The organism is Pseudonocardia kunmingensis, assembly GCF_006716445.1.
GTDB classification, from domain to species: Bacteria; Actinomycetota; Actinomycetes; order Mycobacteriales; family Pseudonocardiaceae; genus Pseudonocardia; species Pseudonocardia kunmingensis.
Genome location: NZ_VFPA01000005.1, coordinates 389426 through 402858, shown reverse-complemented (window position 1 = coordinate 402858; position 13433 = coordinate 389426). Strand labels below are relative to the sequence as shown.

12 protein-coding genes are annotated in these 13433 nt (G+C 73.1%); 5 read left to right on the top strand and 7 right to left on the bottom strand.

Going from position 1 to position 13433, the window contains the following annotated elements; all coding sequences use genetic code 11:
- Positions 1–137 precede the first annotated feature (137 nt).
- Together FB558_RS35465 and FB558_RS35460 are read left to right on the top strand one after the other, a co-directional pair.
- The gene (locus FB558_RS35465) at positions 138–1274 is read left to right on the top strand and encodes a DUF475 domain-containing protein (RefSeq protein ID WP_142061286.1); all 1137 of its coding nucleotides are present in this window, start codon (positions 138–140) and stop codon (positions 1272–1274) included.
- Between the two features lie 27 nt (positions 1275–1301).
- Entirely contained in the window at positions 1302–1880 is a 579-nt protein-coding gene (locus FB558_RS35460) for a TerD family protein (protein ID WP_142061284.1), read from the top strand.
- A 72-nt stretch (positions 1881–1952) separates the two neighbouring features.
- Here FB558_RS35460 and FB558_RS35455 read toward each other — a convergent pair whose 3' ends face one another.
- From FB558_RS35455 to FB558_RS35425, 7 genes are read right to left on the bottom strand one after another with little or no spacing between them, the layout of a single operon-like run.
- On the bottom strand, positions 1953–2408 hold the full coding sequence (locus FB558_RS35455; protein WP_142061282.1) for a tellurite resistance TerB family protein: 456 nt from the start codon (positions 2406–2408) through the stop codon (positions 1953–1955).
- Between the two features lie 33 nt (positions 2409–2441).
- Positions 2442–3302 carry an HAD family hydrolase gene (locus FB558_RS35450; protein WP_211367059.1) on the bottom strand — a complete coding sequence of 287 codons (861 nt, stop codon included), beginning with the start codon at positions 3300–3302 and terminating at the stop codon, positions 2442–2444.
- An 11-nt stretch (positions 3303–3313) separates the two neighbouring features.
- Complete coding sequence (locus FB558_RS35445) at positions 3314–4438, bottom strand: cysteine protease StiP family protein (protein WP_281288716.1); 1125 nt, start codon at positions 4436–4438, stop codon at positions 3314–3316.
- Positions 4439–4452: 14 nt separating this feature from the next.
- Positions 4453–5865, bottom strand: coding sequence for a phosphoribosyltransferase family protein (locus FB558_RS35440; RefSeq protein WP_211367057.1), 1413 nt, complete (start codon positions 5863–5865; stop codon positions 4453–4455).
- Positions 5862–7082: an HpcH/HpaI aldolase/citrate lyase family protein gene (locus FB558_RS35435; RefSeq protein WP_246106995.1), complete on the bottom strand. Its 1221-nt coding sequence runs from the start codon at positions 7080–7082 to the stop codon at positions 5862–5864. Before FB558_RS35435 ends, FB558_RS35440 begins: the two co-directional genes overlap by 4 nt.
- A gap of 31 nt (positions 7083–7113) precedes the next feature.
- Positions 7114–7800 carry a TerD family protein gene (locus tag FB558_RS35430; protein ID WP_142061277.1) on the bottom strand — a complete coding sequence of 229 codons (687 nt, stop codon included), beginning with the start codon at positions 7798–7800 and terminating at the stop codon, positions 7114–7116.
- An 11-nt stretch (positions 7801–7811) separates the two neighbouring features.
- Positions 7812–8387: a TerD family protein gene (locus FB558_RS35425; RefSeq protein ID WP_142061275.1), complete on the bottom strand. Its 576-nt coding sequence runs from the start codon at positions 8385–8387 to the stop codon at positions 7812–7814.
- 365 nt (positions 8388–8752) lie between these two features.
- Between FB558_RS35425 and FB558_RS35420 the strand changes: the two genes are divergently transcribed.
- The 3 genes from FB558_RS35420 to polA all read left to right on the top strand — a co-directional run bounded on the left by FB558_RS35420 (position 8753) and on the right by polA (position 13307).
- On the top strand, positions 8753–8938 hold the full coding sequence (locus tag FB558_RS35420; RefSeq protein ID WP_246106994.1) for a hypothetical protein: 186 nt from the start codon (positions 8753–8755) through the stop codon (positions 8936–8938).
- A 24-nt stretch (positions 8939–8962) separates the two neighbouring features.
- Positions 8963–10432 carry a flotillin family protein gene (locus FB558_RS45365; protein ID WP_281288714.1) on the top strand — a complete coding sequence of 490 codons (1470 nt, stop codon included), beginning with the start codon at positions 8963–8965 and terminating at the stop codon, positions 10430–10432.
- An 85-nt stretch (positions 10433–10517) separates the two neighbouring features.
- A complete protein-coding gene (gene polA / locus FB558_RS35410) occupies positions 10518–13307 on the top strand; it encodes a DNA polymerase I (RefSeq protein ID WP_211367056.1) in 2790 nt (929 codons plus the stop codon).
- Positions 13308–13433 lie beyond the last annotated feature (126 nt).

Sequence of the window (13433 nt, the reverse complement as noted above, 5' to 3'; positions counted from 1 at the left end):
CTCCGACACGACGCGACGTTTCGGGCACACTGGACACCGCTGCCCGATTCGGGTGTGCCGCTCGGACGTGCCCGGTCCGGGCGACAGATGGTGGCTCCGGGGCCGCGGACGCCGAGACGGAATCAGGAAAAGGGGACATGAACCTTCGGATCTTCGGCTGGTCCTATGCGGTGACGGTGGTGTCACTCGTCATCGCCCTCATGTACGGCGGGTGGGAAGCACTCCTCCTGTGCGCGGTCCTGGGCATCCTCGAGGTCTCGCTGTCGTTCGACAACGCGGTGGTCAACGCCACCGTGCTGGAGCGGATGAGCGAGTTCTGGCAGAAGATCTTCCTGACGATCGGCATCCTGATCGCGGTCTTCGGCATGCGGCTGGTGTTCCCACTGCTGATCGTCGGTGTCACCGCCGATCTCGGCCCGATCGAGGCGGTCACGCTGGCGATGGAGCGCCGTCCCGAGGACGACCCCACCAGCTACGCGTACCTGCTCAACGAGGCCTACCCGCAGATCGCCTCGTTCGGCGGCATGTTCCTGATCATCCTGTTCCTGGACTGGGTGTTCACCGAGCGCGAGCACACCTGGCTCACCTGGCTGGAGCGCCCGCTCGCGCGGATCGGCCAGCTGCAGCGGCTCTCGGTCGTCATCGCCGTCGGCGCGCTCGTGCTGCTGGCCAACTTCCTCGCGGAGGACCCGGCCGTCGTGCTGGTCGCCGGCTCGCTCGGCCTGATCACCTACCTCGCGGTCAACGGCCTGGGCGACTTCTTCGAGCGGGCCGGGCAGAAGCAGGTGGAGCACCTCGACGAGGACGCCGCCGCAGCGGGCGGCAACGGGGGCGGCCCGTCGCAGCTGGCCAAGGCCACCGGCAAGGCCGGCTTCTTCCTGTTCCTCTACCTCGAGGTGCTGGACGCGTCGTTCTCGTTCGACGGGGTGATCGGCGCGTTCGCGATCACGACCGACCCGATCATCATCGCCCTGGGCCTCGGCTTCATCGGCGCGATGTTCGTCCGGTCCCTCACCGTGTTCCTGGTCCGCAAGGGCACCCTGGCCGAGTACGTCTACCTGGAGCACGGCGCCCACTGGGCGATCGGTGCGCTGGCGACGATCCTGCTCGTCGGCGTCGGCTTCCACGTCAACGAGATCATCACCGGCCTCCTCGGCGCCGGGTTCATCCTGGCCGCGCTCGCCAGCAGCATCATCCGCAACCGGCGGCTGGCCGCGCAGGGCATCGACACCCACAAGACGGCCGACGAGCTGGCGGCCCATCACAACGCCTGATCGATCCACGTTCACGAGGGGGTACAAGTGGGCATCAACCTGACCAAGGGCCAGAAGGTGTCGCTCGCCAAGCGCGGCGGCGGCACCCTGACCCTGGTGCGGATGGGCCTGGGCTGGGACGCGGTGAAGAAGCGCGGCCTGTTCGGCTCGAAGTCGCAGTCCATCGACCTGGACGCCTCGGCGCTGCTGTTCGACGCCGGCGGCAACCTCGTCGACGCCGTGTGGTTCCGCCAGCTGCGCAGCCAGGACGGCGCCGTGCAGCACACCGGTGACAACCTCACCGGCGCGGGCGAGGGTGACGACGAGGCGGTCCTGGTGGACCTCGGCCGGCTGTCGCCGAGCACCACGCAGATCGTGTTCACGGTCAACTCGTTCACCGGCCAGGACTTCTCGCAGATCGAGAACGCCTTCTGCCGGCTGGTCGACGAGACCACCAACGAGGAGCTCGCGCGCTACGAGCTGTCGGGATCCGGCCGGCACAACGCGCAGATCATGGCGAAGGTCAGCCGGGACGGCGGGGGCGGCTGGAGCATGACGGCCATCGGTGCCACGGCCACCGGGCGGACCTTCCAGGACCTGCTGCCGGCCACCACCGGACACCTCTGAGAGCACGTCCCGGCCCACACGGCAACGGGCCCCGGCGGAACACCGCCGGGGCCCGTTGCCGTGTGCGACGGATCAGAGGTCGAACTCGGCGGGCGCGATGCCCACCGCCTGGCACGCCTCGCGGACGGCCTGCATCTCGTTCTTGTCGAAGTTGCCGTCGGCGCCACCGATGATGATGCCGACCTGGATGACGGCGCGGCCGGCGTCCGGCTTCGACTTGAGCTTGGACAGGGCCTGGATGGCCTCGACCTTGCCGAAGTCGTAGTCGGCCTCGAGCTTGCCCGCGTAGTGGTTGAACTTCTCCAGCAGCTCGCTCGCCGGGAAGATCGACAGCGTGTCGTTGCTGCTGATGAACCCCGCGGTCTTGCGCTTCTCCTCGGGGTCGATGCTGCCGTCGGCCGCGGCGATCAGCGCGCACATGGCCATGCTGGCGTTGGCGAAGTCCTTGTTCTTGAACTTCCCGACCTGGGTCTTGGCCTGGGCGGACATGTCCGCCGCGCGTTCCTTGAGCTGGTCCCACAGCGCCATGGGGCGATTACCTCCTGTTGAGCGTCGGCTGGTTCACAGCCTGCCAGAAACGGACATCGGGGCGGTGCCCACCCGGCCGGTCGCCCGGTCGCGCAGCCAGCCGAGCAGCTCCGCGCCCGCCGCGGCCCCGCGCGCGGTGGTGACGGCGAGGTGCGGGCGTGCGAAACCGGTGTCGGCGAGCTCGCCGTGCGCGGGGCGGATGGCGGCGCCTGCGACGTCGAGCAGGTCGGTGTCGAGCAGCGAGTCGCCCGCGGCGAGCAGCGGCCCGCCCCCGCACCGGGCGACGACCTCGGCGGCGGCGGCCGACTTCGTCAGCCCGGCGGGCACCGCGTAGACCTTGCGGCCCTGCAGCGAGACGGTCCAGCCCCGCGGCGCGCACCACGCCGCGAGCTCGTCGACCCAGCCCGCGGGCAGCACGGCGCGGTCCACGACCGCGTACGCGAACAGCGCGCTCGCCTCCCGCAGCGCCAGCACGAACGGGCCGCCGCGGGCGCGCAGGTGCGCCTGCACCTCGGCGAGCGGGGCGCAGCCCGCCAGCCGCTCGCGCACTGCGGCGTCCCATTCGGGGTCCGCCACACCGTCGACCAGCAGGTGGCCCCCGTTGCTCGCGATGGCGTACGGCGACGGTGGGCCGGGCAGGTGCACGCGGGCGAGCTGCTCCGGGGTGCGGGTGGTGGTCGGGACGACGGTGGCCGCTGCGCGCAGCTCGTGGAAGGCCGCGACCGCGGCCTCCGTCATGAACGACAGGGGCGCGCCCTTGTAGACCTCCACGCAGAGCAACCGCGGGGCCTCGTGGTCGGGTTCGCGCAGCTCCAGCGCCGCGGCCGAGTAGATCGTGGTGCGGTCGAGGTCCAGGCAGACGACCGGTGCGGGGCTCACGGTGTCGGGGGTCACGGTGTCGGGGGTCACGGTGCGGCCGCCGCGAGCCCGTCGGCGCCGGTGGCACCGCGCGTGAATCGGGGGTGGATCAGCCCCACGCAGCTGTAGGGCAGGCCCTCGACCTCCTCCACGGGCACGCCGCGGCGCTCCGCGAGCAGCCGGACGTGCGCCAGGTCGTCGGCGGGGGCACCGGCGCGCACCAGCACCCGCCAGGGCACCCGTCGCAGCAGGACGCGGGTGGTCTCACCGACCCCGGGCTTGACGAGGTTCGCCTCGCCGATGCCGTACGCGTCGACGATCTCGTCCACGGCGCGGCGGCCGGCGAAGTCGGCGGTGCGGTCGGTGGGCGGCGCTGCCGCGGTGACGCAGGCGAACTCGGCGGTGACCGTGTCGAGGAAGTCGTTCGAGACGTCGGCGGGCGCGAGGTCGGCGTAGAACTTCGCGCCGTGGTACTGGCCGGGATGCAGCAGCCGCGGGTTGAGCACGGTGCGCGAGACCAGGCCGGAGACCGTCGAGTTCAGGCACGCCGATGCGATCAGCCAGTCGTCGCGGGTGCCGAACGTGGTGGCGCAGCGGCCCGGGTCGGCGAGCACCGCGAGGTCGGGGTCGAACCGCGCGCCGGTGTCGCGCTCGTGCTCGGCGAGCGCGGCGCTGAGCTCGCGGGAGATGGCGCCCTTGCCGGTCCAGCCGTCGACGAACACGACGCGCTCCGGATCGTGGTGGGCGGCGAGGTGGTGCAGCGCGAGCCGGTCGATCCCGCGGCCGCGCACGATCGAGACGGCGTAGTGCGGCAGGTCGAGCCCGTGGGCGTGGCGGGCCCACCGGCGCAGCAGCACCCCGACCGGGGTGCCGGCACGGGCCAGCGAGACGAGCACGACGTCCCGCCCGCGCTCGGCCAGCACCAGCTCGGCCACGGTGGCGACGGCCCGTGCCAGCCGCGGCGCGCCCGCCGCCAGCGCGGAGCGGTAGAGCTGCATGTACTCGGCGTCGGGCTGGTACTCCTGCGGCAGCGACTCGGCGTAGTGCGCGCCCCCGCTCTGGACGGCCTCCTCGCGCTCCTCGACCGGTGCTTCCAGCTCGAGGTCGGACAGGTCGGTGAGCAGCCACGCGACCTCGTCGGGGGCGTAGCTGCCGAAGCCGGGTCCGCGCAGCGGTTCGGGCGTGTTCAGGGCGTCACCACCAGGGTCGTGCGGCGGGTGTGCGGGGCCAGCGCCGGGAGCAGCCCGGCGATCAGCGCGGGTGTGTCGGCCGGGGGGTCGACGACCACGAGCACGTGGTCCCAGTGCGCGGCGCCCACGTTGTAGGCGAAGCGCGGGCCGGGCCCGTCGGCGGGGTCGTCGTGGGCGGGGAAGGTGATCCCGCTGGACAGGGCGTAGCCGGGCTCGTCGGCCACGACGGCGGGGGAGCGGGTGGTGGTGGAGAACGCCACCTCGTGCCCGGCGTCGGCGAGGGTCTGGGCCAGCCGCAGCGGCAGCTGCATCAGCTCCTCGGTGCCCAGCACCAGCGTCTTGTCGCCCGCGCGCAGCCCGGCCGCGGCCGCCACCCCGGCGGCGAGGCCGGGCAGCGCCGCCGCGAGCGCGCGGTGCGCGGCGGCGTCGAACCCGTGCCGCGCCCCCGCCGGCAGCCCGGACGGCCAGCCGAGCGCCGCCAGCTCCACCCGCGGGCCGGGTGCAGCCGTGTCGTGAGTCGGAGCCTCGGTGTGCGCGCGTCGCGGTGCGGCCGGGCCGGGCCGGGCGTCGAGCTCGGCGCGCAGCGCCGCGGCCCGTGCGGCGAGGTCGGCGGGGAGCTCGACGCGCCCGCGGGCGAGCGCCACGACGTCGAGCCGCGCACCGAGCGCCGCGACCCCCGCCGCGAGCTCCCCGCCCGGCGGTCGCACGTCGACGAGAGCGGCCACCACGTAGCGCTCGCGGGGCGCGCTGCGGTGCAGGGCCGTGATCGTGTTCAGCGCGGTGCGACCGGTCGACAGCTCGTCGTCCACCAGCACGAGCGGGCGGGTGCCGCGCAGCAGGCCGGCCTCGGCGGGCAGCAGCAGGTGGTCGGTGGCGTGCGAGTGCTCCTCGGTGAAGCCGCCCGCGGTGGCGAATCCGGGGACCGGCCGGCGGGTCGAGTGCAGCACGTCGGCGCCGCCCAGACCCTCGGCGACGCAGTGCCCCAGCGCCGTGGCCGTCTCGGCGAACCCGAGGACGAGCGCGTCCGCCGCCGGTTCGCCGATCGCCCGGCAGGCCGCATCCTGCAGGGCGGCCGTCGCGTCCCGGTCCCCGCCCACGGCGGCGTGCAGCAGGGCCAGCGGCAGCGCCCGCGCCGGGCGTGCGGCGAGCGCGTCGGCGACGAGCCCGCCCAGCAGGAGCCCGGCCGCGCGGACCAGGCGGGGGTCGGTGGGCACGTGCTTGCCGAGCACGCGGGAGACGAGCAGCTGCGCGCGGCGCGGGTTGCGGCGCAGCGCGAGGCCGAGCAGCACGCGTGGGTCCGCGCCCGGCCCGACCGGGTGCAGCCGCACCCCGAGCCGCTCGACGAGCGGGGCAGCGGGCGCGAGCCGCGTCGCCGGACCCGTCATCGACCCCGTCATCGACCCCGTCATCGGCGCAGGCTCGCGGCCAGGAGGTCGACGAACGAGACGCCGTCGGCCGCCACCCCGAACACCTGCGCGCGCAGCATCGTCTGGCGCGCCCAGGCGGCGTGGGGGCGGACCTCGTTCATCTTGTTGCGGTGCACGGAGGCGAGCACGCCGCCGGAGGCACCGGAGCCGAGCACGTCGGCCGCGTCCCGGTGCTCCTCGTAGGGGACCACCGACAGCGCGTGGACGACGCCCACGTGGCTCGGGTGGATCACCGTCTTGCCGGTGAGGCCGTTGGCGCGGTCCAGCGTGACCTCCCGGATGAGCCCGTCGATCGCCCGGGAGACGAGCTGGCCGCGCAGGTCCGGCTCGTCGTGCTCGAGGAAGGGCGACTGCCGCAGCTGCGGCTTGAAGATCCGCTCCGGGCCGCCGTCGTGGCCCCCGTAGTACTCCCAGACGGGGCCGGTGACCGTGAACCCGCTGCCGTCGGCCCGCCCGAGCACGTTGACGACGTCGGCGATGAGGTCGCTCACGACCTTCACGTCGTAGATGGAGAGATCGGGGGAGCGCCGCAGGCCGTAGAGGGCGCACAGGTCGGTGGCGCCCAGCCGGACCGCGAGGACGCGGCGGCGCTCGCGGTGCAGCAGGTCCCGCAGCCGGGTGAGCTCGGCGACGCGGGACTCCGCGTAGAGCACGGCACCGGACTCGATCACGGGCATCACCAGCAACGGCGGGGCGCCTGTGCGGGCGGCGTCGGCCGCGTCGACCGCGCGCAGGAAGTCGGCCCCGCGCTCGGCGGTGAACTTGGGCAGCACGAACCCGTCCAGAACCGCGGCGGCGCGGCCCAGGCGCGCCACCAACGCCGGGATCTGCTCCGGGGCGCGGACCCGCACGAACAGCAGCGGCAGCTCGGCGGCGGCGTCCCCGTGCAGCTCGGTGAGCGCCGCCACCAGGTTGTCCTCGGCCTCGGCGAGCCGATCGTCGGCGATCGAGTCCTCGAGGCAGGCGACGACCGAGGTGACCCCGGCCGCCGCCTGCTTCGTGACGTCGGCGGCGAGCGCGGGACGGCTCGCCGGCATGTACAGGGTGGCGCCCAGCGCCACCGAGAGCAGTCCGGTGCCGCTCCCGCGGCCGAACGGCTCCGGCGGCGCCTCGAACAGCGCACCCGTGTCGGACGCGCTCAGGTACCCGAAGTGCCGCACGGTGGTGCTCCCCTCGAAGAAGCCACACCGATGTGGCACGACACGCGATCGTCCGGGCGGACGGGTGGCGCTACTTGCGCCCCCGCGCCCACTCCATCCCCCAGCCGTACGCCGCGTCGACGTCGGCCTGGCCGCCCCGGATGTAGCGCACCTCGCGGCGCACCACCAGGTCGCCGCCCTGGTTCTCCAGCATCGCGATCACGCAGGTGGGCGAGCTGGGGTCGGGCTCGTCGAGCCGCACCTCGATCTCCGGCCCGGCGGCCGGGTGGAGGGTGACGACGCCGTCGGCGCTCGCCCAGTTCGGCACACCCTCGTAGATGAAGGTGAACACGAGGATGCGGCGGATCTCGTCGACCCGGGACAGGTCGATGAACATGTTCTCGCCGCCGGTGGCCGACCCCGAGCGGTCGTCGCCGTCGAGCCGGATGATGGGCGTGCCCTGGTAGGGCGCCTGGAACGCGTTGCCCAGTGCCTGCACCACGCCCTTGCTGCCGTCGGAGAACTCCCACAGGCAGCCCAGGTCCAGGTCGATCGCGTTGCCGCGGCGCTTGCCGAACAGGCCCCGGCTCTGCTGCTCGCCCGCGCTCCACTGGAGGTTGACGCGCAGCTGCCCGCCGGCGGCGCCCCGCTTGGTGAGCGAGACGCTCGGCGCGGACTTCGTGAGCGTGACCTTCGACAGGGACACCCCGCCCGGCTCACCACCCGACGCCGCGTCCCCGCCGCCCGCCTTCGGCCGCTTGGTGTAGTCGATCGCCACGACGGACCGGGTCAGACGTTGACGCCGAAGTCGCGGGCGATGCCCGCGAGGCCCGACGCGTAGCCCTGGCCGACCGCACGGAACTTCCACTCCGCGCCGTTGCGGTACAGCTCGCCGAAGACCATGGCGGTCTCGGTGGAGGCGTCCTCCGACAGGTCGTAGCGGGCGATCTCGGAGCCGCCCGCCTCGTTCACCACGCGGATGAACGCGTTGCGGACCTGGCCGAAGCTCTGCGACCGCGAGTCGGCGTCGTAGATGCTGACCGGGAAGACGATCTTGTCGGCGTCCGCGGCCATGCCGGCCAGGTTGACCTTGATCTGCTCGTCGTCGCCCTCGCCCTCACCGGTGAGGTTGTCGCCGGTGTGCTCGACCGTGCCGTCGGGGCTGGTCTTGTTGTTGAAGAAGACGAAGTGGCTGTCGGAGATGACCTTGCCGTCGGCGCCCAGGACGATCGCGGACGCGTCGAGGTCGAAGTCGGTACCCGTGGTGCTGCGGACGTCCCAGCCGAGGCCGACGATGACGTTCGTCAGGCCGGGGGCCTCCTTGGAGAGGCTGACGTTTCCGCCCTTGGTGAGGCTGACGCTCACGTAGTGCTCCGCATCTGTCGCGGGGGGCTCGATCCCCCCTGGTCCGAGCTGGCGCGGCCGAGCTTAACGGGATGAACCGGACTCGGTGCCAGGTACGTCACAGGCCCAACGGGGAACGGTCGCGCACAGTTCCCCCGCAACGCTCCCACCTGGCCGGGCAGCTCACCGAGATCGTGGAAGTGGCCTTCCGGCCCGTCGCGGGCCGGGAGAGTCGCGCCGGGCGGCGAGGAGTGCGTGAGCGCGCTCGCGGGGGCGCCGCCGTGCAGCTGCCGATCGATCACGAAACGCCCCACGACCTGCCGCTGTCGTACTAGGCTGCTCGCGCTCGGGAGTCGGGGGGATGCGTGATCGGCAAGGTGGGGCGGGTGACCGGTCGGATCGGACCGGGCCTGGTGGGCGAGATCATGGTCTCGGTGCGCGGCGGGTCGGAGGCGTTCTACGCACACCCCCAGCGGTCCGAGGAGGAGATCGAGCCCGGCGCCCAGGTGCTGATCGTCGACTTCCAGGCGCCGCGCACGGCCTACGTCGAGCGCTGGAACACCACGGGCTGATCCGCACCACCACTGGGGGAACAGGTGGAACTGCTCATCACGATCGGTGCCGTCGTCGTCGGCATCCTCGTGCTCGCGCTCGTGCTGAAGATGCTCTGGCGGGTGGCCGAGCCGAACGAGGCGCTGATCATCTCCGGCTTCCGGGCGCGCACCAGCCCTGGCGAGACCGCCGACAGCCTCGGCTTCAAGATCGTCACCGGCAAGGGCACGCTCGTCCTCCCGGGCTTCCAGGGGGCACGGCGGCTGTCGCTGGACACGCGCGGGGCCAACCTGCAGGTCTCCTGCGTCACCAAGCAGGGCATCCCGGTCGCCGTGCGCGGTGTCGTCATCTACAAGGTCGGCGACGACTTCGTCTCCATCGCCAACGCCGCGCGCCGCTTCCTCGACCAGCAGGCCACCATGAACGACACGATCCACGAGCTGTTCGCGGGCCACCTGCGCTCGATCTGCGGCGGGCTCACCATCGAGGACATGATCCACAATCGGGAGGCGCTCACCGGCGAGGTGCGCCGCAGCTCGGCCGACGAGATGAGCAAGCTCGGCCTGGTCATCGACTCGCTGCAGATCCAGGAGATCGACGACAACTCCGGCTACATCGTCAACCTCGGCAAGCCGCACGCGGCCGCGATCGCGGCGGCCGCCCGCATCGCCGAGGCCCAGCGCGACCAGGAGGCCACCGAGGCCGAGCAGGTGGCGGAGGCCAAGAAGGCGGCCGCCATCCGCGACAGCCGCATCCAGCAGGCCGGCTACCAGGCCGAGATGGACGAGGCGTCGGCCAGGGCGACGCAGGCCGGGCCGCTGTCGGAGGCCACGGCGCGCCAGGAGGTCGTCGTCCAGGAGACGCGCGCGGCGCAGCTGGAGGCCGACCTGGCCGAGCAGCGGCTGCAGTCGCAGGTGCGCAAGCCCGCCGACGCCAAGGCCTACGAGACGCGCACCCTCGCCGACGCCGACCGGGACGCCCAGATCGCGCGCGCCGAGGCCCACGCCCGCGAGACCGAGCTCTCCGCGGGCGCCGACGCCACCCGCGTCAAGGCCGCGGCGCAGGCCGAGGCCGAGGCCACGAAGGCCCGTGGCGACGCGCAGGCCAGCGCCACCCGGGCCACCGGTGAGGCCGACGCCGCCGCCGCGCGCGCCCGCGGTCTCGCCGAGGCCGACGCGGCGAAGGCGCGGGGTCTCGCCGATGCCCAGGCGATCCAGGCCCGCGCGGAGGCGCTGTCGGAGAACCAGGAGGCGGTGATCGCCCAGCAGCTCGCCGAGAACTGGCCCGAGATCGTCAAGGCCGGGGCGAGCGCCCTGGGCAACGTCGACCAGATGGTGGTGCTCAACGGCGCCGACGGGGTCTCCGAGCTGCTCACCAAGGCCCTCGCCATGGGCGGCACCGGCCTGGGCCTGGCCCGCTCGCTGCTCACGTCGATGGGGGAGAAGCCGGAGCCGGCTGCCAACAACGGCTCCGCCCCCGCTCCCCTCGACCTCGACCTCGACAAGACCGCGTGAGCACGCTCGTCGCCGGCCCGCAAGCCGCCGGAGCGAAGCGGAGGCAATCGAACACTGTCGGGGGTCGGTCCTAGACTCGCCTCCCGTGAGCACCGCCACCACCGCGTCCCGCAAGTCCGGCGCCGCGCAGGCCGCGCAGCCGCCGTCCACCGGTCGGCGGCTGCTGCTGCTCGACGGCCACTCGTTGGCCTACCGGGCGTTCTTCGCGCTGCCTGCGGAGAACTTCCGCACCGGCACGGGGCAGACCACCAACGCGGTCTACGGCTTCACCTCCATGCTGATCAACCTCCTGCGCGACGAGCAGCCCACGCACCTCGCGGTGTGCTTCGACGTCTCGCGGGTCACGTTCCGCAACGAGCGCTTCGCCGAGTACAAGGCCAACCGCACCACCACGCCCGACGACTTCCGCGGCCAGGTCGACCTCATCAAGGAGGTCCTCGGTGCGCTCAACATCCCGAACTTCGGCGTGGAGGGCTACGAGGCCGACGACCTGATCGCCACCCTTGCCACGCAGGCCGAGGCCGACGGGTTCCAGGTCCTGATCACCACGGGTGACCGCGACGCGTTCCAGCTGGTCAGCGACGACGTCACCGTGCTCTACCCGAAGCGCGGGGTGTCCGACCTCGGCCGGATCGACCCGGGCGAGGTCATGAACCGCTACGGGCTCACCCCTGCGCAGTACCCCGATTTCGCGGCCCTGCGCGGCGACCCCAGCGACAACCTCCCCAACATCCCGGGGGTCGGGGAGAAGACGGCCGCCAAGTGGGTGCGCGAGTTCGGTTCCCTCGCCGAGCTCACCGACCGCGTCGACGAGGTGAAGGGCAAGGCGGGCGACGCGCTGCGCGCCCACCTCGCCGGGGTGCTGCTCAACCGCCAGCTCACCGAGCTCATCCGCGACGTTCCCCTCGACGCGAGCCCGGCGGACCTCGAGGTGCGGCCGTGGGACCGCGACGCCGTGCACCGGCTGTTCGACGAGCTGGAGTTCCGCGTGCTGCGCGAGCGGCTGTTCGCCACGCTGCAGAGCGCCGAGCCGGAGGCCGAGGGCGGCATCGAGGTGCAGGGCGGCGCCGTCGAGCCGGGTGGGGTGCGGGCCTGGCTCGACGCGCACGCGCGCGACGGCCGCCGCGTCGGCCTGGCGTTCTCCGGCGTGCGCGGCGGGGCCACCGGGGGCGACCTCGCGGGCATCGCGCTCGCCGCGGGCGAGCCCACCGTGGAGGCCCGCGCCGAAGGTGCCGCCGCGGGTGTGCCGCAGGCCAGCTACCTCGACGTCACCACACTCACGCCGGACGACGAGGCCGCGCTCGGCGAGTGGCTCGCCGACCCGGCCGTGCCGAAGGCGGCGCACGACGCGAAGTCGGCGTTGCACGCGCTGCGCGGCCGCGGCTGGAGCCTGGCCGGGCTCACCAGCGACACCGCGCTCGCGGCCTACCTGGCCCGTCCGGGGCAGCGCAGCTTCGACCTGGCCGACCTCGCGCTGCGCTACCTGCGCCGCGAGCTGCGGGCCGACGGCGAGGCCGAGAGCGGCCAGCTGTCGCTGCTGGGGGGCGAGGAAGAGGCCGACGCGTCCCGCGCGCAGGCCCAGATGGTGTCCGCCTCGGCGGTGGCCGAGCTGGCCGACGCCCTCGACACCGATCTCGCCGAGCGCGGCGGCACCGAACTGCTCGCGGAGCTGGAGCTGCCGCTGGAGTACGTGCTGGCCGACCTGGAGGCCGCCGGCATCGCCGTCGACGTCGACGCGCTCTCCGCGCTCGAGGCGGAGTTCGCCGCGCAGGTGCGGCAGGCGGCGCAGGACGCCTACTCCGTGATCGGCAAGGAGATCAACCTCGGTTCGCCCAAGCAGCTGCAGGTCGTGCTGTTCGACGAGCTGGGCATGCCGAAGACCAAGCGCACCAAGACCGGCTACACCACCGACGCCGACGCGCTGCAGACGCTCTACGAGCAGACCGGTCACGAGTTCCTGTCCCACCTGCTGCTGCACCGAGACGCGACGCGGCTCAAGGTCACGGTCGAGGGGCTGCTCAAGTCGGTGGCCGACGACGGGCGCATCCACACCACCTACAGCCAGACGATCGCGGCCACCGGGCGGCTGTCGTCCACGGAGCCCAACCTGCAGAACGTGCCGATCCGCACGGCCGCAGGCCGGCGCATCCGCGGCACGTTCGTCGTCGGGCCCGAGCACACCGAGCTGATGACCGCCGACTACAGCCAGATCGAGATGCGGATCATGGCGCACCTGTCGGAGGACGCCGCGCTCATCGAGGCGTTCCGCTCCCGCCACGACTTCCACGCCGAGACCGCGGCGCGCGTCTTCGGCTGCGAGCCCACCGAGGTCTCGCCGGAGCAGCGGGCCAAGATCAAGGCGATGAACTACGGGCTGGCCTACGGGCTGTCCGCGTTCGGGCTCTCCGGGCAGCTGCGGATCTCCACGGAGGAGGCCCGCGGCCTGATGGACGACTACTTCGAGGGCTTCGGCGGGGTGCGCGACTACCTGCGCAGCGTCGTCGACGTCGCGCGCAAGGAGGGCTACACGGCCACGATCATGGGCCGCCGCCGCTACCTGCCCGACCTCACCAGCGACAACCGCCAGCGCCGGGAGATGGCCGAGCGCATGGCCCTGAACGCCCCGATCCAGGGCAGCGCGGCCGACATCATCAAGGTCGCCATGCTCGGCGTGCACCGCGCGCTCACCGCCGAGGGCCTGCGCAGCCGCATGCTCCTGCAGGTGCACGACGAGCTCGTGCTCGAGGTCGCGGAGGGTGAGCGCGAGCGCGTGGAGGAGCTGGTGCGCCGGGAGATGGGAGCGGCGGCGCAGCTGTCGGTGCCGCTCGAGGTGTCGGTCGGCTACGGGCGCAGCTGGGACGACGCGGCGCACTGACACCGGCGGCGACGGACGGGTTGCGCCGACGGGATCACTGCGCCCTCGGTCCTGCGCCAGAGCGCGTGATCATCGGCGGCCGCGTCGCCGGACGAACGGCACTCTCGTCGGCACCTAGCCGACGAA

Bases quoted from the DNA above. Each gene is read 5' to 3' on its own strand.
- FB558_RS35455 (WP_142061282.1), bottom strand. From the start codon at position 2,408: ATGGCGCTGTGGGACCAGCTCAAGGAACGCGCGGCGGACATGTCCGCC.
- FB558_RS35440 (WP_211367057.1), bottom strand. From the start codon at position 5,865: ATGACGGGGTCGATGACGGGGTCGATGACGGGTCCGGCGACGCGGCTC.
- FB558_RS35465 (WP_142061286.1), top strand. From the start codon at position 138: ATGAACCTTCGGATCTTCGGCTGGTCCTATGCGGTGACGGTGGTGTCA.